This window comes from Streptomyces sp. NPDC000348 (assembly GCF_042898795.1).
Taxonomy (GTDB): Bacteria; Actinomycetota; Actinomycetes; order Streptomycetales; family Streptomycetaceae; genus Streptomyces.
Map to the genome: position 1 here is coordinate 265,656 of NZ_JBIAZD010000006.1, position 25,692 is coordinate 291,347.

The 25,692-nt window shown below is 71.2% G+C and carries 15 protein-coding genes; 7 read left to right on the top strand and 8 right to left on the bottom strand.

Annotated elements, in window-relative coordinates; translation table 11 throughout:
• Positions 1–107: 107 nt before the first annotated feature.
• The 6 genes from ACFY3N_RS14915 to ACFY3N_RS14940 form a co-directional block, all read right to left on the bottom strand.
• Positions 108–6,068 (bottom strand): hypothetical protein, encoded by a 5,961-nt coding sequence (locus ACFY3N_RS14915; protein ID WP_390817073.1) that lies wholly within the window; start codon positions 6,066–6,068, stop codon positions 108–110.
• A gap of 82 nt (positions 6,069–6,150) precedes the next feature.
• Complete coding sequence (locus ACFY3N_RS14920; protein WP_390817074.1) at positions 6,151–8,472, bottom strand: hypothetical protein; 2,322 nt, start codon at positions 8,470–8,472, stop codon at positions 6,151–6,153.
• Entirely contained in the window at positions 8,469–14,018 is a 5,550-nt protein-coding gene (locus ACFY3N_RS14925; protein WP_390817075.1) for a DEAD/DEAH box helicase, read from the bottom strand. The genes ACFY3N_RS14920 and ACFY3N_RS14925 overlap by 4 nt, the downstream gene beginning before the upstream one ends.
• A gap of 1,069 nt (positions 14,019–15,087) precedes the next feature.
• Positions 15,088–15,252 (bottom strand): hypothetical protein, encoded by a 165-nt coding sequence (locus ACFY3N_RS14930; protein WP_390817076.1) that lies wholly within the window; start codon positions 15,250–15,252, stop codon positions 15,088–15,090.
• A gap of 172 nt (positions 15,253–15,424) precedes the next feature.
• Positions 15,425–16,276 carry an ABC transporter permease gene (locus ACFY3N_RS14935; RefSeq protein WP_390817077.1) on the bottom strand — a complete coding sequence of 284 codons (852 nt, stop codon included), beginning with the start codon at positions 16,274–16,276 and terminating at the stop codon, positions 15,425–15,427.
• Entirely contained in the window at positions 16,273–17,244 is a 972-nt protein-coding gene (locus ACFY3N_RS14940) for an ABC transporter ATP-binding protein (protein WP_390817078.1), read from the bottom strand. Before ACFY3N_RS14940 ends, ACFY3N_RS14935 begins: the two co-directional genes overlap by 4 nt.
• Positions 17,245–17,841: 597 nt before the next feature.
• Between ACFY3N_RS14940 and ACFY3N_RS14945 the strand changes: the two genes are divergently transcribed.
• The gene (locus tag ACFY3N_RS14945; protein WP_390817079.1) at positions 17,842–18,120 is read left to right on the top strand and encodes a GlsB/YeaQ/YmgE family stress response membrane protein; all 279 of its coding nucleotides are present in this window, start codon (positions 17,842–17,844) and stop codon (positions 18,118–18,120) included.
• Positions 18,121–18,211: 91 nt separating this feature from the next.
• Here the strand turns inward: ACFY3N_RS14945 and ACFY3N_RS14950 are convergent, their stop codons facing one another.
• Both ACFY3N_RS14950 and ACFY3N_RS14955 read right to left on the bottom strand, forming a co-directional pair.
• Positions 18,212–19,606: a DHA2 family efflux MFS transporter permease subunit gene (locus tag ACFY3N_RS14950; protein WP_390817080.1), complete on the bottom strand. Its 1,395-nt coding sequence runs from the start codon at positions 19,604–19,606 to the stop codon at positions 18,212–18,214.
• Positions 19,603–20,223: an NADPH-dependent FMN reductase gene (locus ACFY3N_RS14955; RefSeq protein ID WP_390817081.1), complete on the bottom strand. Its 621-nt coding sequence runs from the start codon at positions 20,221–20,223 to the stop codon at positions 19,603–19,605. Before ACFY3N_RS14955 ends, ACFY3N_RS14950 begins: the two co-directional genes overlap by 4 nt.
• A 96-nt stretch (positions 20,224–20,319) precedes the next feature.
• On the opposite strand from ACFY3N_RS14955, the gene ACFY3N_RS14960 reads away from it, so the two are divergent.
• The 6 genes from ACFY3N_RS14960 (at position 20,320) to ACFY3N_RS14985 (ending at position 25,673) form a co-directional block, all read left to right on the top strand.
• Positions 20,320–20,943, top strand: coding sequence for a TetR/AcrR family transcriptional regulator (locus tag ACFY3N_RS14960; protein WP_390817082.1), 624 nt, complete (start codon positions 20,320–20,322; stop codon positions 20,941–20,943).
• 354 nt (positions 20,944–21,297) lie between these two features.
• Positions 21,298–21,372 (top strand): putative leader peptide, encoded by a 75-nt coding sequence (locus ACFY3N_RS14965; RefSeq protein ID WP_390817198.1) that lies wholly within the window; start codon positions 21,298–21,300, stop codon positions 21,370–21,372.
• Positions 21,373–21,554: 182 nt separating this feature from the next.
• The gene (locus ACFY3N_RS14970; RefSeq protein ID WP_390817083.1) at positions 21,555–22,646 is read left to right on the top strand and encodes an LLM class flavin-dependent oxidoreductase; all 1,092 of its coding nucleotides are present in this window, start codon (positions 21,555–21,557) and stop codon (positions 22,644–22,646) included.
• 39 nt (positions 22,647–22,685) lie between these two features.
• Complete coding sequence (locus ACFY3N_RS14975; RefSeq protein ID WP_390817084.1) at positions 22,686–23,987, top strand: ABC transporter substrate-binding protein; 1,302 nt, start codon at positions 22,686–22,688, stop codon at positions 23,985–23,987.
• The gene (locus tag ACFY3N_RS14980; protein ID WP_390817085.1) at positions 23,962–24,855 is read left to right on the top strand and encodes a carbohydrate ABC transporter permease; all 894 of its coding nucleotides are present in this window, start codon (positions 23,962–23,964) and stop codon (positions 24,853–24,855) included. Before ACFY3N_RS14975 ends, ACFY3N_RS14980 begins: the two co-directional genes overlap by 26 nt.
• Positions 24,852–25,673: a carbohydrate ABC transporter permease gene (locus ACFY3N_RS14985; protein WP_390817086.1), complete on the top strand. Its 822-nt coding sequence runs from the start codon at positions 24,852–24,854 to the stop codon at positions 25,671–25,673. Before ACFY3N_RS14980 ends, ACFY3N_RS14985 begins: the two co-directional genes overlap by 4 nt.
• Positions 25,674–25,692: the final 19 nt, after the last annotated feature.

Here is a 25,692-nt window from a genome sequence, read left to right on the forward strand (position 1 = left end):
GTCACCGAACTCCGTGCGGGTGACCTGCAGGAAGTGCGTCAGGTGTGGGCCTGCCGGAGTGGGGTGCCGGGTCAGTGGTCTGTCCCGGCACCCCACTCACGGGCGGATCACTCCCCGGCGTCCATGATGCTCAGAGCCGTGTGGAGAACCGGCTCGACGCGCAGCCGTGCGCCGTCCCGGTCGAAGACCTGGAGGGTCTCCAGGCAGGTGAGCGCCCATCGTGCGTCGTCGGGAGCGAGGCCGGCGAGCTCGATGGCCGTCTCACAGTCGGCGGCGGGGTTCCACCCGGTGCCGAGCTCCTCGACGACCGCGTCGTACCCGGTCCTGACCATGGTGTACGGGTCGGCCGGATCGTCGCCGGCACCGGAGTCGTCCCTCAACAGGCCGACCGCCCCGACGAAATCCCGCGCGCCTTCCCGGCGGCCGAGCCACTCCTTCAGTTCCCGGACCGCCCGGTCCTGGTCCCGGTGGGACTCACGAAGCTTCAGGACCTTGTCGAGCAGGACCGGCCAGCCGCCGGTGACGGCCGCCAACTGCTCCAGCCGCTCCTCCGTCTCGTAGGCGGTGTGGTACTGCGTCCAGTCCCTCAGGCCACGGTGGTCGTAGCGGCGCAGGACCACCACGGTGTCGTCACCGGCCTCGTGGTCTCCCTCGGCGCCGTCGAGCAGGTCGCGCCAGAAGCCGAGCTGATCACCGCTCGACACCAGGACCACGGACCGGGTGGCACCGGAAGCGGTGGGCAGGTCCGTCCTGGCCAGCGCCAGCGACTCACGGCAGGATTTCTCACTGCCCAGGCCGAGGTCGCTGACCAGCAGGCGTCGTTCGCCGGCCCGGCCCGCCACCAGTTCCCGGCGGTAGGTGTTGGCGTTCCCGATCGGCGGCAGGGTCCAGCCCGCGACACGGCCCACGTCCCACAACGTGCGCTGGACATCGCCGATGCCCGTCGCGCGGGTACCGAGCACGGCACGTACCTGGTTGCCGCCCTTACCGAGGAGGAAATCGATCTGGTTGATCGTCAAGGGCGCGGAACGCCGGCCGTCGTCGAGGCCGGGACGGCTCTCCAGGACGGCGGTCTCCTCCAGACGGTACTCCCGCTCGGCGCCCAGCAGGCGCATCTCGATCTCCTGAGCGGTACCGATCATGCGCAGGGCGTTGGGACCGCGCAGGTGCCAACCCTGTCCGTCGTGGTTCGGTGCCAGAACTCCCAGGCCCACCATTTCCTGCAGGTAGGCGCGGAACCCCTCGCTGTCCAGCTGGGCGAAGCCCTGCGGCCACCAGCCGGCGCACTCGTCGCGCAGTTCCCGGTCGCTGAGCCTGGTCTCCAGGCCGTTCTCGCGCGCGTGCTGGGCGAGGACGTTGGCGACGACGTTGTAGCGGTCGTCGAGGGCGAGCGTGTCCTTGAAGGCCGCGTTGATGTCGGAACGCAGCGACGGGTCCCGTTCCACCTCGTCCACGTCGGACGTCTGAATGGTGTACGGCGGAGGTGTCAGCGGCTGGCGTGCCCGCTTGTCCTGCATCACCTGCACCATCCGGCTGCCGAAGATCTGGAGCAGGAAGGGCTGGTAGGAGCAGAACCCCAGGACCCGGTTGACCAGGTCCACGTCGGCGAACTCGAAGCCGAGGGCCCGCATCGGGCGGACGATCAGGTCCGCGGCGAACTGCGGGGTGAGCGGCCCGACGACCGTGGGGGTCTGCGCGAGGTGACTGAACGGCCCGTTACGGGCCAGCCGGGTGAAGCGCTGTACGGAGTGCAGGCCGGCGAAGACGACCTTGGCCCGGCCCCGGGAGTCCTCCCCCAGACCACGCAGTCGGCGTGTCTCCGTGCAGTCGGGGACATCGGCCTCGAAGAAGCGGTCGCACTCGTCGAGGAGGATCAGCAGCCGCCGGTCGGCGTCCTGCTCCAGCCACTTGGCGATGCCGGCCGTCACCCGCTGCCAGGGTTCCACCTTCGGTCCCCTGCGGCGGGGCTCCTCCAGCACCCCCTCTCTGACCAGCTCCTGGTCCAGGGTGGCCCAGATCGCCGCCGCGCCGAGGGCGGTTCCCTTACGGATGCCGATCTTGTCCAGGTTGAGGTAGAGCCTGCGGTGCGATCCAGGCCGCTGCTCCACGAACCGGTCGCCCGCGTCGGCCAGCAGCGCGGACTTGCCCAGGCCGCGACCGCCGTAGATGATCTGCGTTCCGGCCGGGTCGAGGATGCTCCTGCGCTCCGGGTCCCGCCCGTAGAACATCTCGCGGCCGATCTGGCCCCGCTTCTCCTTGATGTAGGGGTTGACCCCGGAGAAGGGCAGCAGCGTCTCGGTCGCCGCGTCCACCCGCCGGTTGCCGTGGGCGGTGAGGTAGGCGAGGGCCGCGTCGTCGACGACCAGGAGGGGCTTGGTGCCCCGGGACGCGGCGGCAAGTTCGGCGCGCGTCCGGCTGTCGAGCGTGCCGAAGTGCACGACGAGCAGGCTGCTCTCGTCGGGGTCCAGCGCGACCCGGCTGAGCAGCAGCTTCGCCGCCGGCCGGCCCCAGATCAGCAGAACCCGCAGCTTGTTGCCGCGGTCCTTGATCTGCGAGCCGAAGGCGGGCGCCCAGGCACGTCCGGTGACCTGGGTGTCGGCCAGTTCGAAGAACCGGTAGTCCTGCCTGCGCGGCAGGTCGTCCAAGGGCCTGGCCCGCCGTGCCTCGAAGCCGAGGAGGGACAGGGCCGGGTTCAGGTCCTCCCGCGCGTTGATGTTGACCCGGTCCCTGGCCGAGGCGAGCTTGCGCCATCTCTCCAGGGCGCCGGCGGCCCGTTCCGCCTCGCTGTCCGACAGGACCGAGTAGTCGAGCACCGCCGCGTCACCGAACCGCCCGCGGGAGCGGACGGCCTTGACCAGTTCCGGGGTGATGCCGTCGGGCAGGGCGTCGGGCACGGCCGGGAAGAACGACTTCAGGTGGGGGTCCTCGGCACGGATCTCCGGCACGGATTCGCCCAGTTCAAGGAAGTAGACCAGTTCGGCGGCGGTCGCCAGGGAGTCGGTCTCCAGGTTGTGCAGGACGCGCCTGCGGTCGTCCTCCCGGACGTCGGGCAGGGCCTCGAGCCTCGCCCGCAGCCGGTCGGCCGCCTCCTTGCGGTAATGGGGCAGCAGCTCGGCCACACGGTCCAGGTTGCGCCGGATCGCGGACAGTTCACGCGTCTCGCCGCTCTCCGTGCGAGGTGTGGCGTCGGCGAGCAGTTCCTGGAGGCTCACGTCCTGCTCGTCGGTCAGCGCGCCGTCCGCCTGGGCACGGCGCAGTTCCGCGCCCAGCATCCGGGCCTGTTCGGCGAGTGCGGCGTGCCGCTCCTTCTCCGCCTGGGCGAGACGAGTGAGCCGGTCGCCGGAGACCTCCAGGTCCTGGGCGGCGGGCAGGACGCCGAGTTCGGCGAGGTGCAGGACGGCGCGCACGGCGGCGAACCCGTCCCGTGCGCTCTGGATGCCGATCGCGTCCTCCCAGGTACGGTCCACCGCCTTGAGCAGGGCGGGCACCGTGAGCGGTCCGAGAGGCCAGTCGGGCAGCTTGTACAGCTCGATGTCCAGCAGTGCCGACACGTCGGTCTCGGCTCCGGGCAGGGCCGACGCCGTGCCCGACTCCAGCTCGTCGAAGACCACTTCGAGCATCTCGGCCGCGGCGGCGGCAGCGGCCCTCACCACGGTTCGGGAGCCGCGTCCGGCGGTGGCCAGGTCGCTCATGACCCCCTTGCGCAGACCCAGGAGGGAGAGCCTGAGACCGGCTACCGATTCGGCGGCCCAGGCCGTCTCCTCCGAACGGGCGCTTCCCAGTTCGCGCTGGGCCGTGTGCCATTCCCAGACCGCGGAGCGTACGCGTTCCACGAACTGGCGCACGTTGTTGCGCCCGGATCCGTGGATGGCACGGCCACCGGTGCCGCGCAGTCCGGCGTCCATCCGGTCGATCTCGTCCTCGATGCGCGAAGGCCGGTCGAGACGCTCGAGGAGGGCGTCGGCGCGGTCCGCCGCATCGGCGGCGCCATGGACGACGGCTGTCAGCACACTGCCGAAGATGCCGTTCGGCGCCAGCCACTGCTTCACCATCTGCGAGGCTCGCTGGAACCGCATCCGCGGGGGCACGAGCAGGTGCCGGCATGCCTCGACCGCGTCCTGCAGACGGCTCTCGGTCTGTGACGCGTCGGCGACGACGGACTGGAGCGGGGCGAGCAGCAGTGCGCTGTTCAGCGTGCGTTCCGCCACCTCCGCCGCCACCTGCTGGAGGGTGTCCGGCAGGTGCTGGGACAGGGCCCTCAGCTGAGCGCCGACGACGGGTGCCCCGGTGACCAGCGCGGTCCGGACGAGGACCGGGAGCAGCAGCAGCTCCAGTCCGCCCGCCGCGGCCTCCTCCGGGGCGTCCCACTCGCGCAACGCGTCCTCGACGAACCGTGCGGCACGGTCGGAGCGCGGGTTGAGCAGGGCCGACGCGGCGGACAGGCGCAGTACCGCGAATTCGGCCTCCGGCCGGCCTGCGGTCCTCGACAGGTGCGCGGCGAGGCCGAACCGCTTCTCGGCGATGAGGCGGGCGAGGGTGGGCTCCACGTCCTGCGGGCGGGGACCGGGCGCGGAGTCGGGGGCGGTGGTGGTGGCGGGAGCCGGCTCCTCCTCCGCATCGGTGACCTGCGGTTCGGCGGGTGCGAGCGGGACTGCCGGGCCCGGCTCATCCACGGCGGGCTCGAGAGCCCGGTCGGCTCCGGGCTCGGGTCCGTCGACGTCGTCGCGGGTGTCCATCGCGGCGCCGTCGTCCTCGGGCTGTGCTTCGGCGGGCGGCTCCGCGGGCGACACGATGATCTGGTCGTGCAGGACGGCCGCCACCGCGTACGGGGGATGCGCCTGCGACAGTTGCTGCTGGACCTCGACCAGCGTCTGCCGGGAGCTGGGCTGATCCTTCAGCTCGACGAGGCGCACGAGCAGCGTGAGCACTTCCGCTCCGGCCTCGTCGTCCTCGTCCCACTGCGTCTTGGCGAGAAGCGTGGTGGCGCGCTGCCGGGCGTCGGAGATCACGGCAGCCACCGCGCTGTCCGGCGGGCAGTCGAAGGTCAGGACCGTCCTCACAACACGACGGGCCTGTTCGTTGCGCTCGCTGCGTTCCGTGGTGGCGCGGAACGCCTCCACGGCCGCGAGCAGGTCGTCGAGACGGTCACCGACACCGGTGATCTGAAGGTTGTCGAGGATCGCGCGTACGCGGGCGAAAGCAGGCGGGACGGCTTCCAACGACGCCAGGTCGGTCTCGCCGGGTGGGAGTCCGTCCTGGAGTGTGAGGCGTACCCGGTCCGCGGCGTCCTTGGCCCGGTCGACGACGTTCCTCAGCTCTTCCTCGGCCGAGTCCAGGTCGCCCGGCGTGCTGTGCTCCGTCTCGGAGGCCAGGGCCGGTCCGCTTGCCGGGGTGTGCAGAGGCGGACGGGGCGCCGGCACCACGGGCGACGGCGTCGTCCCCTCCGTCGGTTGGTCGTCTCCCTCGTCTTCTTGCGGTTCCGGGAGGAACTGGAAGTCCGGGGTTGCTTCGATGACCCGTCGGGCCACCTCGTGCACCGTCTCGCGGGCCTCTTCGGCCACTTGCAGGCCGTACCAGCCGTGCTCCGCCGCTCGTACCACGATGTGTGCGTCGAAGACCGAGGCGTGCAGGTGCGCAAAAAGCGCGAGGCGTACGAGACGTGCTCCCCATCGTTCGGCCGGGTTCACCGCCTCGTGGCCGGACGCGTGCGTCAGCGCCTCGACGGTGATGTCGTTCCAGATGCGGTCGGTCAGGTGCGAGGCGGCGTGTCGGCGCTCCCGGGCCGGGCCCAGCTGCCGAACGCGTCTCAGGACTTCCTGGCTCAGTGCCCTGCCGAAGCTGCGTGGCAGCACATTGCGGAACTTAAGATTCCGCATGGTGATCTGACGGCTCCTCGGGTCGAGGGCGTTGAGCGCGGAGCTCATCTCTTCGACGGTGAGCTGCTCAAGGGTCGTGTCCACCACCGGACCGAGCTCGTCCAACGCCGATGCCAGCTCCTTGAGCAGGTCGACGGAGACGTCTGGGGGTGAGAACGGTGGTTCCGTGACCACCGGATGGCTGAGGGTCATTTTGCACCCGACTTCTTGTGCCGATGTGTTGTGTGTGGGGCAGAGGGGCGGCCGCGGCCCGAACGGCGACGGCCGGAGGTGGTCAGCGTCTGCGGGAGTGCGCGCCGACGAAGGTGTAGCCGCCGGGCAGTTCCCAGCCGTCGGCCTTCCCTACGCGGCGACAGTGCTCCCGGTAGGCGGCCCGCTGTGCGTCGGTCGGCTCCCAGCCGGCCGGCAGCCGCCTCAGGAATCCGTGCACGAAGTGCTCGACGCCCGTCGGCTGCTGGGGTACGCCGCCCGAGCCGGGCCGTGGCATCACCACCGGGTTCGGTGCGTAACCGATCAGCGGGATCCGTGGCTCGCCGTCGCGGGCGGGATAGTGGGGCTCACCGTCCGCCCCACGGCTGCCGGTGGCCTCGTAGAGGTGGTGATCGGCGAGGCACTCGGCGACAGCCTCCTCCAGCGCCGTGATCTGGTGCGGCGCGGGCTGCACGTCGTAGATGGCCTTCGGCAGGGTGGTCCGGTCGAGGAGCGCGTGGCCGTCGGTGGTGAGCCGGCCGAAGCGCCGTACGGCACGCAGGACGAGGCGCCGCGTGTCGAGTCCTGCGGACGAGTCACCGTCCCGGGTGCTTCCGGGGGCGTTCTCGCGGGTCAGGACGGAGGGGTCGTAGCGGTGCATGACGAGCCGCCCGTCGACGTCGACGGGGTCCTCCAGCTCGACCGTGTAGAGCCGGAAGACGGTGCCGCCGCGCGGCCACTGGATGTGGAGCCGCAGCCCCGGGAAGAAGTCGATGGGCCACTGGACCTCCCGGAGCATGCCGGTCTCCACCGAGAGGTCCAGGACGACGTCCTGCACTTCCTCGGACTCGTCGGTCATACCCCCCGGATGGCTGAGTTCCAGACGCACCCGCACGGTCTCCGTGCCGAGGTGGCGCAGTGCCTCCCGGATCTGCTCCTTGAGCGGCAGCCGCCCTTCCAGAAGGTGGGCGAGACGCAGCGGAACCTGCCAGGACACTTCGCTGTCGTCCATCCGGAGGTAGCTCGGGGGGCCGAGAGTGTCGTCGTCGGCGAGCGGGGCGTCGGCAGGGCACGCCTCGGTCGGCGGCTCCTCTTCCTCCTCGGGGCCGCGCTGCCGGGAGGGCTCGCCGACCGGGAGGGGCGAGGGCTCGACCAGGTCCCGCCAGCCCCGTCCCGCCGCGTGCAGAGGGTCACTGCCGTCGGCTTCCTGCGCGCCCGGGTGGCGGGACCGCCAGATGCCGCCGCTCTCGAACCGGTCGTCGAGAGTGATCCGCACATCGCTGCCGGAGCGCAGACCGTTGTCGGTGTCCCGACGGATGAAGTCCGCGACCGCGAGGTTGGCCCGGCACACCGAGACGGCGTACTCCACACCGGTCAGCAGCGGTTCGGCGCCTTTCACACCGCGCAGCCACGGTCCGACCGCCGTGTACAGGGTGCGGGGGCCGGTCGGCCCGCGCCTACGGCGACCCGCGGGAGCGACTCCACGTTCCAGGGAGCCGGCGAGGGCGCCCATGTCCGAGGCGCCCAGAGGGCCGTCGTCGCTCAGTCCGGCCCCGATGCGCCGGCGGGTCAGTGCGTAGGGGCCCCAGCTCCTCAGCGAGTCGCCGGTGTGCAGGGCGTGTCCGACCGTGTCCAGCAATCCTTCGAGAGCCAGGCGCAGGTCGTCCTCCGAACTGCTGTCGGCCAGGTGGGCGACAGATGCGGGGACGAGAGGGCTCACAAGGGATTCGCGCTGGTGGGCGAGAAGGTGGTGCACGAAGGCCGACGTGTCGTCGAGCCGGGCCCGCTGCTCGTCGGGGTAGACGGCTTCCACGACGACGTGTCCGTCGCTGTTGAGCCACTTCCTGCGTGTGCGGAACCGTTCGAGCTTGGCTTCGTCGAGCTGGAGCGCCGGGCCGAAGGCCGTGAGGTCGGGGACGAGAAGTTCCCGGCGTACGGCGTCGGACGGCTCCGCCTGTCCTCCAAGGTGCGGTTCTCTCGCTCCGACAGGCGCCCCGGACACCCAGGCGGGGACGTCACCGTCTTCCTCGATACGCTGGTGCCGGCCCTCCTTGTAGACGATTTCCGCGTACAACGTGACGGAGCCCGCTTCGATCTGGACGAGGGCTCCGACGGGTATGGCCGGTGCCCGGTGGCCCGAGGTCAGGGCGGGGAACGCGTCCGGGTCGAAAGGCCCGTTGCCGTGGCCTATACCACCGAGTTCATAGCCGAAGTACGCGGCGTTGAAAGCCACCGTCGTGTGGACGGGTCCCCGGCGGTCGGCGACGACCGCCTCCAGGTAGCGGCGGAGTCGGTGCAGTTCCTCCGGGGGTGTGGCCCGGTGGCCGCGAATCATGGCCGGGGTGAGCACGGGCTCGTCCTCATACGGCCGCCAGATGTCCGTGCGGACTGTGGCCGTCGCGGTCACGCTCCGCCCTCCTTCCGTGCTGTTCCTTGCCTCACGCGCCCCGCAGGGTGTGTCGCTCGCCAACGACCGTCCTCCCCCTCTGCGGCGGCTCCGCCGGCGGCCAGCCGCTCGAGGCTCGTGCCGACCGCGGAGAAGGGGAGGTCCGCCCGACCTCCGAAGTGGCGGCTGTCCCGTACGGCTCTTGGCAGGGGGATCATCTTCCGGCTGTTCGGGTTGTAGGAAGCCTCGTCGCCCCGCAGGGCGTGCCAGAGCCTGCGGGGGTGCATGCCCTGTGGCTGGAGCTGTAGGAGCCGCTGCACCTGGAGGTCGACCCGCCGGTCGCGCAGCGCGGTGTCGGTGCGGCCGCCCTCGCGCGGGCTGGGGCTGTGGAAGGCCTGGGCCACGGCGGGACGTCGCTCGTCCACCGGCCAGTGGCGGGTGTCCCAGCATGCGGAGCACCGGCAACGGGCTGTCGTGCAACACCCGTCAGGGAGATCGGAGACGGTGAAGTAGTCGGCGAGGACACGCTGGGCGCAGACCGTCGTGGCATCGAAGAAGTGCTTCAGCCTGCCCAGTTCCTCCGCGGCACGACGGCTTCGGCGGCCGAGCAGGGGGAGGTAGCCGTCGGGCAGGGTGTGACGACGCACGGCGATGCCGGTGACCAGGCGTCGGCTGGGTGCCGCAGACACGTCCAGAAGCCCTCGGTCGTGCAGGTCCGCCAGCAGCTCCCAGGTGGCCGCGGGCCCGTCGGCGACGGTCCGGAAGCCGGGACAGTGGGAGGCGAGTTCCCGGTCGAGGGCTCGTACGTCGAGACGGTGCGGTGTGTCCCATGACAGGGCGGTGTCGACGACGGTCTGCTCGATCCGTACAAGGACGGCATCCTCGGCATCCTTTCCGGGGCGTGCCGTCCCGCCGGCTCCGCCGCAGCGCGACGGTTGCAGGTCGCCGGGTTTGACCGCGCAGTACGGCGGATGGTCCCCGAGGTCTTCGACGGCTCCGAGGTCGGCGAGCGTGCTGAAGGCCCGCATGATGCCGCTCCGGTAACGCTCCTGGACGTACCGGTCCTCCAGTTCGGACTCGCTCAGCTCGCCGGTCGCGGCGTCCTCGGCCATGAGCCTGTCGGCCAGCTGGGCAGGGTCGAGCGTCCCGTGTCGCTGGGAGAGGACGAGTCCGCCCATGCGTCGCAGCAGCGCGGTGGGGAGTTCCTGTCCCGTCATGAAGCGAACCAGGCGCAGCCCCCGGCTCGTGGCGAGGGCGAGACCACTGTTGACGGGGCCCTCGGCGGTCGCCTCCCGGCCTGCGCTGTCGCGTCCGACCCGTCCGATCTGCTGGTACAGCGCCGCCAGGTCGGTGGGGGGCGACACACACATGACGGTGCGCACGTCAGGCCGGTTGACTCCGAGGCCGAAGGCGGAGGTGGCGACGATGACGACGGGCGCGAAACCGTCCTCTCCTTCCCGAGGGGCTTCCCGGAACTCCGTCATCACCGCGGACTTCTCCGCCTCGGTGAGCCGCCCGTGGAAGCGCAGCACACGCACCCCACCGGCATCACCGACGTACTCGCGCAGGTGCGTGTAGAGGGTGTTGACCTCCTTGACGGTCAGGCAGTACAGGATGGCGTGACCTTCGAGCGCGTCGACGACCCGCTCCACCAGTCCGGCCACGCCGCCCTGCCCCAACCGGTCGAGGGAGCGGCGGAAGACGGCGATCTCGGGGCGGATCGGGTTCTCGCGCACCGTGACGAGCCCGGCGGTGACGCCGGCTCGTTCCGCCTCGGCGTTCGCCTCTGCCGACCCGGCTTCGGGAACGGCCGCGGGGAGCGCGAACAGTCCCTCGCGCAGGGCCTCGTGGACGGCCCGGTTGGCGGTGGCGGTCACGGCAGTGACCGCCACGCCGTGTTCCCTTCGCAGTTCGTCCAGGAACCGGCTGACGCGTCGCATGCTCGGCCGGAAGTCCTCCCACTGCGCCAGCGTGTGCGCCTCGTCGACGGCGATACGGGTCACCCGGCCCGCCGCCGCGGCCGCACGCACGGTCTCACGGAACCGCCGCTGACACAGCCGCTCCGGACTGACGTAGATCAAACGGATGCCGTGGTCCGCCCTGCCGAGGAGCTGGTCCGACACCTCCGTCTTTCCGGCTCGGCTGCTGGACTCCCTGAGCGGAGAGATCAGGGCACGCACCGCCCCGCCGATGGTCCGGTTGAGCTCGAGCGCCTGGTCGTGCATGAGCGCCACGAGGGGTGAGACGACCACGGTGACGCCGGGCAGAACGAGGGCGGGCAGCTGGAACGTGAAGCTCTTGCCGAATCCGGTGGGAAGCAGGCCCAGGACGTTGCGCCCCTCGACGGCGGCGGTGATGACGGCGGTCTGGGCCGGCTTGAGGGGCACAGAGGTGTCGCTGAGCCTCAGGAGACCACCGACGCGTGCACAGCGTGCCACGACCTCCTCGGCCAGGAGTCCCCGTTCACGCAGCTTCTCCGTCTCCTCGGGGCCGAGTGCCAGTTCACGGATGCGCCGGGTGTGCGGCAGCAGGGTGTGTCGTTCGAGAGCGTCGTCGGTGCACAGTTCGGCGGCACGCGTGGGGTCGAGGAGTCCCTGCTGGGCCATGAACCGCCAGATCCTGCGCCATCCGTCGGCCATCGTGGTGACGTTGCCGCCGCCGGTGTCGCCGGTGTCCGGGTCGGGCCGTTCGAGCCCGTCGTCGAGACTCCCGAGGAAGGCGCGCCGGTATGAGCGGCGCAGACTGCTCTGGCCTGCGAGCTTGCGGTCACTGATGACGACGACGCCGCGGTGGCGGTCGGAGCGGATGAGGCGGCCGACGGCCTGCCGGAGTTGGAGTGCGGCGAGCGGCAGGTAGTAGTGCTCGGTGGCCACGCCCTCCGGGTCGGGGTGACCGGCGTGCTCGGCGCGTCGGGCGACGGCGGCGCGCCGCGCCTCCACGACCGGGGCGGCGAACGGGGCGAAGGGCAGCTTGTTGATCCAGACGAGACGCATCCGCGCGGCGTCGGAGACGTCGACGCCCTGCCACAGCCCTTTCGTGCCGACGAGGAAGCCACCGCCGTCCCGCCGGTCGGTGAAGGTCTGGTAGGCGCGACCGTTGCCGAGGGTGAACGCCTCGACGACCGGGGTCTCCAAGGACCGGGCGCGCAGTTCCGCCACGAGGTGGGAGCCAATGCCCGCGGCGGTCGACTTGGCGGTGGTGAGGATCAGGCCGCCGCCGTCGAAGCCGGTGCCGTCGGGGCGCACCCGGGTCATCTCGGCGGCATAGCCGGCCACCTGATGAGCCACGGTACGCAGTGCTCCTTCCTCCTGTTCTGCCCAGGAGGGGAAGTCGGAGAAGCACACCACTTCGGCCTGGTTCCGCAGGTCGAACGGAGAGGGCAGGGCCAGAGCCGGCACCTCCGCCGACAGTCCCAGACGGTCTCGGACGAAGTCCCACCGGCCTGCGACGCGGAGGGTCGCGGAGACGTAGTGGACACGGTCGAACGACTCCAGGTACCGCCGCCACTCCGGATCGGCGGGCAGATCGATGGGACTGGTGACGACACGGAAGCGGTACGAGCGCAGTTCCGCCTTCGGTTCGGCCAGCTCCTCCAGGTGGACGACCCGTGAGGGGAGTTCCCCGTCCAGCATGACGACGGGGTCGAGGAAGGACCCGATGTCGGCTGTGACGCGGCCGAGGCCGGTGGTGAGGGAATCGGTGCGGGCCGCCAGCGCGACGAGGCGCTCCTGCACCAGCGGATCGATCTGTGCGGCCTGCTGAGCGACATACCGTTCCAGGGTGATACGGCAGGCGGTGAGCGCCTTGGCGGTGCGCTCCAGCAGAAGGGAAAGACGCCGGGTGTCCCGGGTCCCGGAGGTACCGGAGTAAGGACTGACCAGGGTGGTGGTCCGGCTTCCGATCCGTACGCCCACACCCTTGGCCTGTGCGTCGAAGGCCTGGGCGGCGAGTCGGGGGAGCCGCTCGTCGTCGAGCAGCCGCTCCAGTTCCGCGATCGCGGTGACCGCCTCGTCCCTCGTCGCGCTGTGGTGAGCCTCCGCGACCCACGTCTGGTGCTCCGACAGCACGGTTTCGAGGTCCTGGTAGTCGACCGTGACGGCCAGTGCGGAGGTGGCGGCGTTCTCCAGTTCGTGTGCCTCGTCGACGACGACGAGCACGTCGGGTCCGAGCTCGCGCAGATCGTCCAGGTGGGAGAGGACCAGTGCGTGGTTGGCGAGGACGAGTCGGTGTCCGCCGATGGCTTCCCGGACCGTGTCCGTGTGCACGCCGAGGGGGTTGCCCGCGCCCGGACCGTAGTCGCCGTCGCGCTGGGACAGGGACTCCAGCCAGTGGGACAGAGCGCGCCCCATGTACTCGGTGAAGAAGGCGGGGACATCCACCAGGTCGACCGACCGTGCCGTCCACGTCTGCGGGGGTTCCTTCACCGCGAGCAGCCGAAGTGCGAGGTAGAGGACGAGTTCGCGGAACCGCGGGTGTCGGGAAGGGCGGACGCGGCCATGACCCCCGCCCTGCCGCTTCGGCCGGTGCGTGGAGTCGGCGAGGGCCTTGACCAGCGCGGCGAGCGACAGACGGCTGGACCGGCCCTTGACCAGGTCTGCGATGCCGAGGACACCGGGGAGGGCGCGCTCCAGGTCGTGGAGGTCCTTCGCCATCTGACTCTGCAGTTGCTTGGTGTACGTGGCGATGACCGCCGTCCGGTCATCGCCTCCGGCGAGCCAGTCGAGCGCGGCGGCGAGCACCGCGTAGCTCTTGCCGGTTCCGGTGGGCGCCTCCAACAGACCTGTGGTTCCCTGGTCGGTCCATTCGTGGAGCGTGCTGGTCATCCGCTGCTGTGCGGGACGGGCTTCGACGTGCGACCCGTGGACCACACGTGCCAGGGCGGTCGGGTCGACTCGGCCGTCATCGCCGCGCAGTACGTCCGGAACGACGACGGGACCACGGCCCGGCAGCCGACCGTCGTCGGCGCGACGGGGCATGTGCTGCGAGAACTCGGTACCCAGCAGCCGGGCCACGTGCGTCTGCTCCCAGACGAGCGGCTTCCGCTCGACAGCCCTCTCTCCCTCGTGCAGCTCCCTCAGCAGTCGCCAGGCACCCGAGTCCGGGCAGACATCGGCGACGAGTTCCCGCACGTCGGGCGCCATGGAGGCGAGTACGGCGGCTGCTTGCTCCAGCAGTCGGACCAGCAGAGACGCATCGTCGTCAGCGGTGTGAGCTCTCAGGCCCGTCCGAGACAGACCTGTGTACCGGGCCAGCTCGTGAAGGCGGTGCGACGGTGCCGTGGGCCACAGCGCATGAGCGAGGTACAGGGCGTCGACGGGACGCGCATCGGCAAGCGGGTCCTCGATCCCGGCCGTTCCCGCGGCTTCGGTGACCGTGGGGAAGTCCAGACCGGTGCCGTTGTAGGCGACGACGATGTCGGCGTCCGCGACGAAGTCGCGCAGTTCCGTCCATGCCTGGCGAGCGGACACCCCTTGTTCCAGGACGGCGTCACGCGCCGCGCCTGGGCGCAACAGGTCGCCGTCCTCCGGGAATCTGAGGTAGCGCTGCCAACCGGTGGTGCTTCTCACCCAGTCCGTGTCCGCGCCGAATCTGACGGCTGCGGCTTGGTAGACGTGACGCTCCACGTAAGGGGCGGTCGCCGTAGTGCGTACGACGCTTTCGATGTCCAGGGCGACGGCCCGCAACACGCGGTCCTCGGGTAGTGAGACCTTGCGGGACGGCCCGTGAGAGACACCCGTCCCACGTTCCAGCCGCTGCTCGGACGCCGGTGACTCCGATGAGACGGCGATGCTGAGCCGCCCCTCGGAGAGAACGAGCAGTCCGCCTTCGACCGCCTCGGCAACCAGCTTGGCAAAGCGTTGCTCCGGCACCCTTCCGAACTGCCGGTTCACCTCGTCCGCAAGGTCCCGTTGCGCGATCCCGGCAGGGAAGGCGTGGACCAACTCCACGATCCTCCGTGCCGCCCCGGAAACGGTCAGTCCATTCCCCATGTTGCCCCCACCCCTCGCCGCCACGGTTCTGCGCACAGGACTGCACAGCTCTCGCCATCCACTCCTGTCGGCGACCCCTTCAGACTACTCACCTTTGGATTTTTTTGGAACACCTAGGAAGACAATGGATTCAAGTAGTTGATCGCGCCGCGCTGCCGACCCGGCGGACGGCTAGACGCACCGACAATCTTCGCCTTCCGTAACCCATCGGAGCAGGTTGAGTGTCCAAATCGCCTTGCAAATGAATCGATTGGCCATATAATTTGACATTTTCTTTCACGAACGGTGGTCACTCCGTCAGGCCAGAGCAGAGATGATCGGGGTATCGAGCCATGGTGATGGCGACTGCGGCCATCTGGGGCGTGCTGCAGTTGTTCGCTGTCGCATGACCGACACACTCGGTTCGGCTGTCGACCGTACTGATCGCCTTCGCGGTGGGCGTGTACGGGTGCGGTGTCGCGACGGGCTGCTGGAACTCGCTTACACGCCTCTACACGGACCGGTCCGGGCTATCGCTGGTGAAGGTGGAGATCATCACCAGCTACACGGTCGCGCCCTGGCTGGAGGAATTGGTCAAGGTCTCACCGCTCCTGCTGGTTTAACCGCTCCGGAACAGGCGACGGTCACCGATCCACCTGACAAGCCCTCAGCCGTAGCAAGCCGGCAGGGGCTCCAGTCCCTCCGGCACTCCGTACTCGATGACCGCCGTGTACGCCTCCGCGATGTCGCAGCCCTTGTCGAACCACGGGAAGGCGAACAGGCTCCGGGCCGGAAGGACGACGACAAGCGTCGAGCGCGTTCCCTTCGGCATGTCTGCGTCGTTCCGCCCCACGCAGCGGAACCTGCGGTGCCGGCTCCAGGGCCGGGTACCGCGGGCCTCCGTGGCGACGGCTCCGGAGCACCGCGCCGTCGGCGCCCGCGTGCGCGGTCCGGCGGTCCGCCCCGAAGCCGGACGGACGTCCCCGGCACAGCGCCGACCGATGCTAACCGACCCGCTGCATCGCCTTCCGGTGCCGTTGTGCCATCGTGGCCCCGGACTCCCGGCGGGCCATCCTGCGCAGGACGGACGGTGCGAGGAGCAGCCCGGCGGCCGCCCAGGCGCCCAGCACGCCCGCCGTCTCCAGGTGCCGCCAGGAGGCGCCGACCTCGGCGGCGACCGCACCGGCCGGCAGCAGTGCGGCCCGCAGGCCGAGGCCGAGCCAGTACACGGGGAAGACCTGCCCCACGATCTGCAGCCACTCGGGCAGCTTCGACAGCGGGAAGTAGATCCCGGAGATCACGATCAGCCCCATCACCGGAAGCATCAGCAGGCCGACGGTGCGCGGGCTGTCGACGAGCGAGCCGATGACGGCGCCCATCGGCAGGGTCGCCAGGAGGCCCAGCGGCACCACCCACACCAGCGTCAGCAGCGCTCCGCCGCCCTGCCGGGCCACCCCGTCCACCAGGAACACGCCGACGACGAAGGGGAGCGCCATGGAGACGAGGGCCGTGCCCGACACCATGACGACCTTGCCGACCAGGTGGCCGACCATTCCGTGCGGCACGGCCTTGGCCCGCAGCAGCGTGCCGTCCTCGCGCTCGGCCGCGAGGAGCTGCGCCGTGGTCATCACCCCGGTGAACGCGAGCGTCATGCCCACCATGCTCGGCAGCATGAACGCGCCGGCCGAGATGCCCGCGCCCTTCAGCCGCTCGTCCCCGGCCAGGACCAGCGGCACCATGAGCAGGACCGTCCAGAGCACGTACCCGAACACGTCCTGGCCCGAGGTGAAGGTCTGCCGGAGTTCCGTCCGGCCGCGCCGCACCCCCAGCCTCGCCGCGTGCCACACCGGACTCATCGCGGTCCCTCCCCGAAAGCGCGTGCGGCCCGCTCGTCGGGTGCGCTTCCCGTCTCCAGCTCCCGCACCATCATCAGGTAGGTGTCCTCCAGGCTCGCCCGGCGCACTTCGAGACCGCCGATCGCCTCACCGTGCTCCTCGAACAACTGGCGGACGAATCGGGTGGGTTCGGCCGTCGCCCGCTCGAAGGGCCGCCCGTCCCGGGTCCAGCGCACGGTGGCCTCCCCCGACACCTGCCGGGACAGCTCCGCGGCCGAGCCGTCGGCGACGATCCGGCCACCGGCCAGGATGAGGATCCGGTCGGCGAGCTTCTCCGCCTCGGCGAGGTCGTGCGTGGTCAGCAGAACGGTGGTCCGCTCGTCCGCGAGCCCGCGCACCAGGCCGTGGAACTCGTTCCTGGCCTCCGGGTCCAGACCGGCGGTCGGCTCGTCCAGGAACAGCGTCTCGGGCTTGCCCACGATGCCGACGGCCACGTCGAGACGCCTGCGCTGGCCACCCGACAGGGTGCCGACCCGCTTGTCCGCCTGTGCGGTCAGCCCCACCGCGGCGATGAGCTCGTCGGTGTCCCACGGCCGCCGGACGAGGGCGGTGGAGTACGGCGCGTAGTACGAGCCGAGGTGGGCCAGCAGCTCCCGCACCCGCCACTTGCCGTGGTCGCGCCAGGACTGCAGCACGATGCCCAGGCGTGCGCGCCACCGCTCGTCCCCGCGGGCCGGATCGGCGCCGAGGACGGTCACGTCACCGGCCGATCGCATCCGGAAGCCCTCCAGGACCTCGATCGTGGTCGTCTTGCCCGCGCCGTTCGGGCCGAGCAGCACGAGGACCTCGCCCCGCCGGGCCGTGAAGTCCACGCCCTTCAGCACCTCTTGGTCGCGGTAGCGCATCCGCAGGTCCCGTACGTCGATGACCGTGTCGCTCTCCGGCGGCGGACTGCCCCCCGCCCCGGACGAAGCGTGAGCGGTCGTCATCGGTGTTCCCCCGTCCCTCTCGTGATCCGTCCCCCGGGCCCGGGGACCGAGGGGCGTGCCGGCGTCCGTGGTCGTGGAACGCGTCACGGCTGTGGTCGCCGTTGCCCGTCGGCAGCGGCCGATCGCCCTTCCCCGGGCGAACACACTACCGAACGGCCCGGCCGTCCCGTGCCGCTCCACCGGCCCGGCGAATCCCCCGGTCACGGCGCCGGCTCGAGCCCTCGCCCCGGCAGGCGGTCCACCGGTCCTCCACGCACCGGGGAGAAGGGCGGGGCCGCGGGAGTCCCGGCGCATCCGCGTCGTACGGGCCTGCCGCCCGTGAACGGCCCCGCGTCGTGTCCCCGCCGGGCGGTGGCCTGACCTCTCGTCAGCGGCTGCGCGCCCCCTCGGCCCCGGTGCCACACCCCGGAGTCATCCGGTCGGCAGGGGGCAGAAGTCATGCCGGGCCCGCTGTCCGGTGGCTCTCCCATCGGACGGTGAAGGACACGGCAACGCGGAAACCGGTCCGACAAATGACGGCACGAGGTGTTTGGAAGTGGCCCGACGGTAAAGACGGTGCGCTAACAGAAACTTTATACGACGAGGTAGGAGACCATCATGGGCATCATCGCTTGGATTCTCATCGGCCTGCTCGCGGGCTTCATCGCCAAGGCCCTGATGCCGGGCAAGGACCCCGGCGGCGTCATCATCACCATGCTCATCGGCATCGCGGGCGGTCTCCTCGGCGGCTGGCTCGGCAAGGTGATCTTCGGCGTCGACTCCATCGACGGCTTCTTCGATCTGTCCACCTGGATCGCCGCCATCGTCGGCTCCGTCATCCTCCTCGCCCTCTACCGGGTGATCACCGGCAACCGCCACTCCCACCGTCACGCCTGATCCGGCAACCCGCACCGTACGAACGGCCCCTCGTCGCACGCGACGAGGGGCCGTTCCCTTGCCGGTCCCGGAGTCCGGCCGGCGTCCGCGTTCACGGCCGGTGCTTCGGCAGCCGTGCCGCCATCGGCAGCGTCAGTGCCATCAGGCACGCCCCGCACAGCAGCGTCGTACGGAATCCGTCCGTCGCCGTCAGCAGCGAAGCCGCCAGCGCCGTGCCGGTGGACGCGGCCGTCTGGGAGACGATGTTCAGCGCCGTGCTGCCGGCGGCTACCTCGGCGCCCGTCAGGCCGCGCGTGGCGGAGGCCATGACGGGCATGTTCGTCATGCCGACCCCGGTGCCCATGACCGCGAGGGAGACGACCAGGCGCCAGTGAGGGGCGTCGGAGCCGGCCTGGACGGCGAAGGCGAGGAAGCCCGCGACGGCGACCAGAACGCCGGGCACGACGATCGCACGCGGCGCCACACGGTCCGAGATCCGGCTGGAGATCTGCATCACCGTGCCGCTGCACAGGAACTGGGGGATCATCAGCAGTCCGGCCTGGGTGGCGGACAGGCCCCGCCCCTGCTGCCAGTACAGCGGTACGAGCATCATCGAGCCGAAGTACGCGGCCGAGAACGGCACCATGGTCGCCACCGCACGGCCGACCGACGCCCTCCGCAGCAGCCGCAGGTCGAGCAGGGGGTGGTCCGCCCGCAGCGCCCGCACGGCGAAGGCGGCCACCAGCGCCGTACCGGCGGCGACCGGGACGGCCACCCCCGGGGTGGCGAAGCCGCCGCGCTCGCCGCCCAGCGTCAGTCCGTACAGCAGCGCGGCCAGGCCCGGGGAGAGGGTCAGCAGTCCGGTCAGGTCCAGCGGGCGGCCGGTCCGCTCGTCGTCGTCGCGGATGACCCGGGCGCCGAGCAGCAGGGCGAGGGCGCCGACCGGAACGTTGACGAAGAAGATCCAGCGCCAGGACAGCGCGTCGGTGAGGACGCCGCCGAGGACCGGGCCCGCCATCGGGCCGACGAGGACCGGGATGCCGAGGACGCCCATCATCGTGCCCTTGCGTTCCGGCGGGGCGGCGCGCAGGACGACCGTCATCGCGACGGGCACGATCATGCCGCCGCCGAGCCCCTGCACCACGCGGAACGCGATCAGTGAGCCCGGGTTCCAGGCGAGGCCGGTGAGCCCCGAGCCGAGGGTGAAGAGCGCGACGGCGCCGAGGAAGACCCGCTTGGCCCCGTACCGGCCCACCGCCCACGCGGTGACCGGGATGACGGTCGCCAGCGCCAGCGAGTAGCCGGTCACCGTCCACTGGATGACGGACAGGGGCGCGTCGAAGGCACGCGACAGGCGGTCCAGGGCGACGTTGACGATGGTCATGTCGAGCACCGTCATGAACGAACCGAGCACCACGACGCCCGCGAGGGCCAGGACGTGCCGGGGAACGGCGGGCAGGGACGGCCCCCCGCTCCCCCCGGTCCGTGCCGGGAGGGCGGTGCTCACCGCTGCCCGTACGGGGCACGGTCGCGCCCGGCCCGCAGCGTCCGCCCCCACCAGCCCAGCTGGTCCAGCATCGCCTTGCCGGCCCCTTCGGGTATGTCGGGCCGCAGCAGCGAGCCGTCCTCGGCGAAGTTCTCCCACGCGTTGTGGAAGCTCACCGTGTCCCGCACGGTGACGGCGTGCAGTTCGGCGAAGACCAGCCGCAGGTGCTCGACCGCGCGCAGACCGCCGGCCAGGCCTCCGTAGGACACGAAGCCGACCGGCTTGGCCTGCCACTGGGTGGAGTGCAGGTCGATGGCGTTCTTCAGGGGCGCGGGGAAGCTGTGGTTGTACTCGGGGGTGATCACGACGAAGGCGTCGGCCGCCGCCAGCCGCTCCGTGACCTCGGCGGCCTCCGGGTGGGCCTGGGGGGAGACGACGTCGGGCAGGGGGTGCTCGGCCAGGTCGACGGGGTCCAGTTCGAGGTCGTCGTGCTGGGCGGCGAACCGCAGGAACCAGTCGGCGACGACGGGGGCGAAGCGGCCCTCGCGGGTCGAGCCGATCAGAACGGCGACGCGCAGCGGGGCATCGGTCAGGGGGGAGGGGTTCGAACTCGCAGAGTGAGCAGATGAGTTGGTCACACTGAGAAAGTACAACGCTCATAGCAATGAATGCAACGAGCGTTGTACTTTTCCCGGCCCGGATACCGTGACCGGTGACAGGAAGGGGCAGGACGCGTGAGACAAGGGCTGGCGGAGAAGCGGCAGGCGATCGTGCGGGGAGCGCGCCGCGTCTTCGGGCGCGACGGCTACACCCGCGCGGGCATGGACTCCATCGCCAAGGAGGCCGGGGTCTCCACCCGCACGATCTACAACCACTTCCCGGAGGGGAAGGCACAGCTCTTCCGCGTCGTCGTGGTGGAGGGTTCGGAGGAGGTCGTACGGTCCCATCTCGACGCCATCGACCGGCGGCTCCACAAGGTCACCGACCTGGAGGCCGACCTCATCGGCTTCGCGCACGCCTGGATGTCGCCGATGCACCGGCACCACGACCACTTCGCCGTCGTACGGCAACTGCGTGCCGAAGTCGGCCACATCCCGCGGGAGTTCCTGGACGCCTGGCGTGCCGCCGGCCCCGACCGCGCCCTCAAGGGGGTGGCGGACCGCTTCCGCGAGCTGGCCGAGGACGGACTGCTCGACGCCCCGGACCCGGAGCGGGCCGCGAGTCACTTCCTGCAGCTGACCGCCGGCGAGATCAGTGACCGCACCTATCAGGGGGGCCTGCCCATGCCGGACGAGGAGCGGGACGAACTGATCGCATCCGGGGTGCACGCCTTCCTGCGGGGATACGAACGGCGCTGAGGCCGCACGCGTACGGCCGTGCCGGGGCCGCGACACCGAACCGGCCGGGCCGGGGCGCGAGCGTGGACGCGGCCGCCGGGGAGGCCGGGTCCGGACCGTCCGGGCACCGGCCTCGCCGTCGGGGTCGCGGGCGTCGCGGGAGAGCCCCGGAGCAGTCCCCGCCGGCACCGTCGTGGACCGGCCCGCACCGGTCGCGACCCTCGGACCGGGCGGGGAGGAACGCCCGTCGGCAACACGCCCGCAACACGGGGACGCACTCCCGTCACGGGGCAACGTCCGCCCGGACCCGTCCTGTTGTCCAGTCCGTGGAACCGGAGTCTCACCCGTCACTCGCGGTGTGTATAGTCCCGGCCCATGGAATCCGGCGTCGAGCTCGTCAAGCGCGCGCACGTCGACCTGCTCAGGGTCGCCGCAGCGCTCTGTAGCTGATCCCGCACGCCCTTCAGGGGCCCCTCTCCCCCGTTCCCCCGGTTTCACGCGCTCCCGGTACGGCCGGTGTGGTTCAACGTTGCACCTGCGCCGCGGCCGCCGGCCGTACGTGACCGCCGGAGCCTTCTGCGCTCCCCCCTCCGCTCCGCCTCCCGGTATTCCGGAACTCCTCTGGAGACCCCATGACCGTGCGCCTGCACTGGTTCCTGCCCACCACCGGCGACGACCGCGACGTGGTGGGCGTGACCGCCCGCGACTCCCTCCAGTCCCGCGCCACCACCCGCCCGCCCACCCTCGACTACCTCGCCCAGGTCGCCCGCGCCGCCGAGTCCGCCGGGTTCGAGGCGGTGCTGACCCCGACCGGCAGCGACTGCGAGGACTCCTGGCTGACCACGGCCGCCCTGATCCCGCAGACCGGCCGGCTCAGATTCCTGGTCGCCCTCCGCCCCGGCGTCATCGCTCCCCCGCTCGCCGCCCAGATGACCGCCACCTACCAACGGCTGTCCGGCGGACGCCTGTTGCTCAACGTCGTCACCGGCTCCGACGCCGACGAGCAGCGCTCCTACGGAGACTTCCTCGCCCACGACGAGCGCTACGCCCGCACCGGCGAGTTCCTCCACCTGCTGCACACCGCCTGGAGCGGAGGGGAGTACGACTTCGAGGGCGCCCACTACCGGGTCGCGGGCGGGCGTCTGCGCCGGCCGCCGCTGGTCCGGCCCCCGGTCTTCTTCGGCGGCTCCTCCGAGGCCGCCCTGCCGGTCGCCGCCCGGTACGCCGACACCTACCTCACCTGGGGCGAGCCCCCGGCGGCCGTCGCGCGGAAGATCGCCCGGGTGCGGGACCTCGCCGCCGCGGAAGGCCGCGAACTGTCCTACGGCATCCGGCTGCACGTCATCAGCCGGGACACCGCGGCCGAGGCGTGGGCCGAGGCCGACCGCATCCTGGACGCCCTGGACCCGGCCGCGATCCGGGCCGCCCACGAGCGCTTCGGCCGCTCGGAGTCGGCGGGGCAGCGTGCGATGGCCGCGCTGAGCGGCGGACGCACCGACCGGCTGGAGATCCACCCCAACCTGTGGGCCGGCTTCGGCCTGGTCCGCCCCGGCGCGGGCACCGCGCTCGTCGGCAGCCACGAGCAGGTCGCCGAGCGGATCGAGGAGTACGCGGCCCTCGGCGTCGAGCACTTCGTCCTCTCCGGACAGCCGCACCTGGAGGAGGCGATCAGGTTCGGCGAGTGCGTCCGGCCCCTGCTGATCCCTGAACCCTCCCTCGTCTGACGCACGTCGACACCCCCTCCCCGAGACAAGGACTCCCCCATGACCGGTTCCCTAGACAGAAGGTCCGCCCTCCGCCTGTTCGGCGCCGCGGGCCTCGGCCTGGGCCTCGCCGCCTGCGCCGGACCCGGCGGCGGCTCCGCCTCCACCGCGAGCGGCGCCTCCCCCTCCGGCCTCGCCACCTCCGGGGCGGTGCGGGGCACCGTCTCCTTCGCCCACTGGCGCGCCGAGGACAAGGCGGTGCTCGCCGGCCTCGTCGAGGCGTTCGTGAGGAAGCACCCCGACGCGGGCGTCGAGCAGGACATCGCCCCGTCCGCCGACTACCAGTCCACCGCCCTGCGCCGCATCCGGGGCTCGAAGACCGGTGACGTGTTCACCGCCTTCCGGGGCGCGCAGTTCGAGCAGATCGTCAGGGCGGGGGTGTACGCGCCGCTGACCGGCACCGGCGTCGTGGGCAGGTACCGGAAGAGCCTGATAGGCCCCGGCGCCCAGGACGGCACCCAGTACGGCCTGCCCTACCAGCTCGTCTTCAACATGCCGCTCGCCAACACCGACGCCCTCGACAAGGCCGGTCACGGCAGCGCGCCCAAGGACTGGGACGGCTTCCTCCAGCTCCTGGACGATCTGAAGGGCAAGGGCTACACCCCGCTCGCCTGGCCGGGCGGCGACTCCGCCAACGCGGGCCAGCTGCTGAACGTGATGGTGATGAACAACGCGCCGGGCGACGACGCCTTCAGCCGGATCGAGTCCGGCGACGCCAAGGTCACCGACGACTGGTTCCTCACCACGCTGGAGCAGTACGCCGCCCTGCGGCCCTACCTCCAGGAGCGCGCCACCGGTTCCTCCACCGACGCCGTCACCCGGCTCTTCGCCGCGGGCCGGGCGGGCCTGCTGGCCACCGGCTCCTTCCAGATGGCGGGCGTGCGCGCGCTCGGCGCGACGTTCCCCTTCGACCTGCTCGCCCCCATCACCACCACCGCCGAGAAGGCGAAGTACGAGGGCGTCTTCAACACCACCTTCGTCCTCGGCGTGAACAGCGCCTCGAAGGTGCAGCCCGCCGCCTACGCCTTCCTGGAGTTCCTCAGCGACCCGGAGAACGCCGGCGCCTACGCCAACGGCACCGGGCAGCACGTCACCGTCAAGGGCGTGGAGTACACCAACGCCGACCTCAAGGCGGTCGCCCCCTGGCTGACCAGGAAGACGCTGCTCGCCCCGCGCTTCCAGTTCCTCGACCTCGACATCCGCACGGCCGTCGAGAACGCGACCGTGGCGGTCGTCGGGGGCAAGAAGCCGGAGCAGGCGGCCGAGGAGGCCCAGCGTGTCATCGACCAGAAGCGGTCGTAGGCGGCGCACGGCGCGGGCACTGTGGCTCTTCCCGGTGCCCGCCCTCGCCCTCTACCTGTTCCTCTTCGCCTATCCGGTCGTCCAGGCGGTGCAGTACGCGCTGACCGACTGGGACGGCTACAGCGCCGCCTACGACCACGTCGGTCTGCGCAACTTCACCGAACTCGCCACCGGGGACGACACGTTCGCGAACGCCGCCGGGAACAACCTGAAGCTGACCCTGACCGTCGTCCTCGCCCAGACCGCCCTGGCCCTGCTGCTGGCCCTCTGGCTGGTGCGCACCACGCGGGCGTCGACGCTGCTGCGGGCCGTCTTCTTCCTGCCGACCGTCCTGTCGTCGGTCTCGGTCGCCTTCGTGTGGCGGTTCGTCTACGACCCCGACGGCGGCCTGCTCAACTCCGCGCTGCGCGCGGTCGGGCTGGACTCCCTGCAGTCGGTCTACCTGGGCGACCCGGACACGGCGGTGTTCTGGCTGGCGCTGACCCAGGTGTGGTTCCACGCCGGGCAGATGATGGTGGTCTTCATCGCCGGACTCCAGGCGATACCGAGGGAGTTGTACGAGGCGGCCGAGCTGGACGGCGCCGGACGCCTCGCCCGGTTCCGGTACGTGACCTGGCCGCTCGTCGCCCCGGCCACCGGCATCGTCGTCGCGTACACCACCGTCCAGTCGTTCAAGGCGTTCGACCTCGTCCTCGGCCTGGCGGGCAATCCGCCGGGCCCCGCCCTCGACATCCTGTCCACCCGCGTCTACACGACGTTCTCCAACAACGAGTTCGGCTACGCCGCCGCCCAGTCGCTGGTGTTCATGGCGCTCATCGCGCTGCTCACCTGGGTGCAGCGGCGGGCGATCGGAAGGGCCACCCGATGACCAGGACCGCCAGGACCCTCCGTCCGGTCGCGCTGTCGGCGGGCGCCGCCGTCGTCGTCCTGCCGCTGCTGGTGGTGGTGTTCGGCACCTTCAAGACGCTGCCGCAGCTGTTCGACGCGCCGCTGGCCCCGCCGTCGTCGCCGACCCTCGACAACTACCGGCGGGCGGTGGCGGAGGGCGGTCTCGGCACCGCGTTCGCCAACAGCGCCGTCGTCACGGCGGGCGCGGTGACGCTGACCCTGGTGGTGGCGAGCCTGGCCGCGTTCTTCTGCGCCCGGGTGCCCGGCCGGGTGGGCTGGGCCGTCTTCGGCGTCCTGGTCGCCGGGCTCGCGGTCCCGGCGCAGGCGGCGATCGTCCCGCAGTACGTCCTCTTCGACCGCCTGGGCCTGACCGACAGCCTGCTCGGCCTGGTCCTCGTCGACACGGTGACGACCCTGCCGACGGCCGTGTTCGTCCTGGGGGGCTTCCTGCGCACCGTCCCCGAGGAGCTGTACGAGGCCGCAGAACTGGACGGCGCCTCGCCGTTGCGGGCCTTCCGCTCGATCGCCCTGCCGCTGACCCGCCCCGCCCTGGCCACCACCGGCATCTTCCTGTTCGTGATGGACTGGAACGACCTGCTCTACCCCCTGCTGTTCATCCGCTCCCAGGAGCACCGCACCCTGCCGCTGGCGCTGCTCGACTTCCAGGGGGAGTTCCTCACCCAGTACCCCCTGCTGTTCGCGGGCGTCGTCATCGCCTCGGCCCCCGTGGTCGTCGTCTACGTCCTGTCGCAGCGCCACTTCGTGGCGGGCCTGACGACGGGGGCGGTACGGGGATAGGCCGCGGCGGCCACCACGG

Coding starts and splice junctions, on each gene's coding strand:
- ACFY3N_RS14915 (WP_390817073.1), bottom strand. CDS start 6,068: ATGACCCTCAGCCATCCGGTGGTCACGGAACCACCGTTCTCACCCCCA.
- ACFY3N_RS14930 (WP_390817076.1), bottom strand. CDS start 15,252: ATGCCGAAGGGAACGCGCTCGACGCTTGTCGTCGTCCTTCCGGCCCGG.
- ACFY3N_RS14935 (WP_390817077.1), bottom strand. CDS start 16,276: ATGAGTCCGGTGTGGCACGCGGCGAGGCTGGGGGTGCGGCGCGGCCGG.
- ACFY3N_RS14940 (WP_390817078.1), bottom strand. CDS start 17,244: ATGACGACCGCTCACGCTTCGTCCGGGGCGGGGGGCAGTCCGCCGCCG.
- ACFY3N_RS14945 (WP_390817079.1), top strand. CDS start 17,842: ATGGGCATCATCGCTTGGATTCTCATCGGCCTGCTCGCGGGCTTCATC.
- ACFY3N_RS14970 (WP_390817083.1), top strand. CDS start 21,555: ATGACCGTGCGCCTGCACTGGTTCCTGCCCACCACCGGCGACGACCGC.
- ACFY3N_RS14975 (WP_390817084.1), top strand. CDS start 22,686: ATGACCGGTTCCCTAGACAGAAGGTCCGCCCTCCGCCTGTTCGGCGCC.
- ACFY3N_RS14985 (WP_390817086.1), top strand. CDS start 24,852: ATGACCAGGACCGCCAGGACCCTCCGTCCGGTCGCGCTGTCGGCGGGC.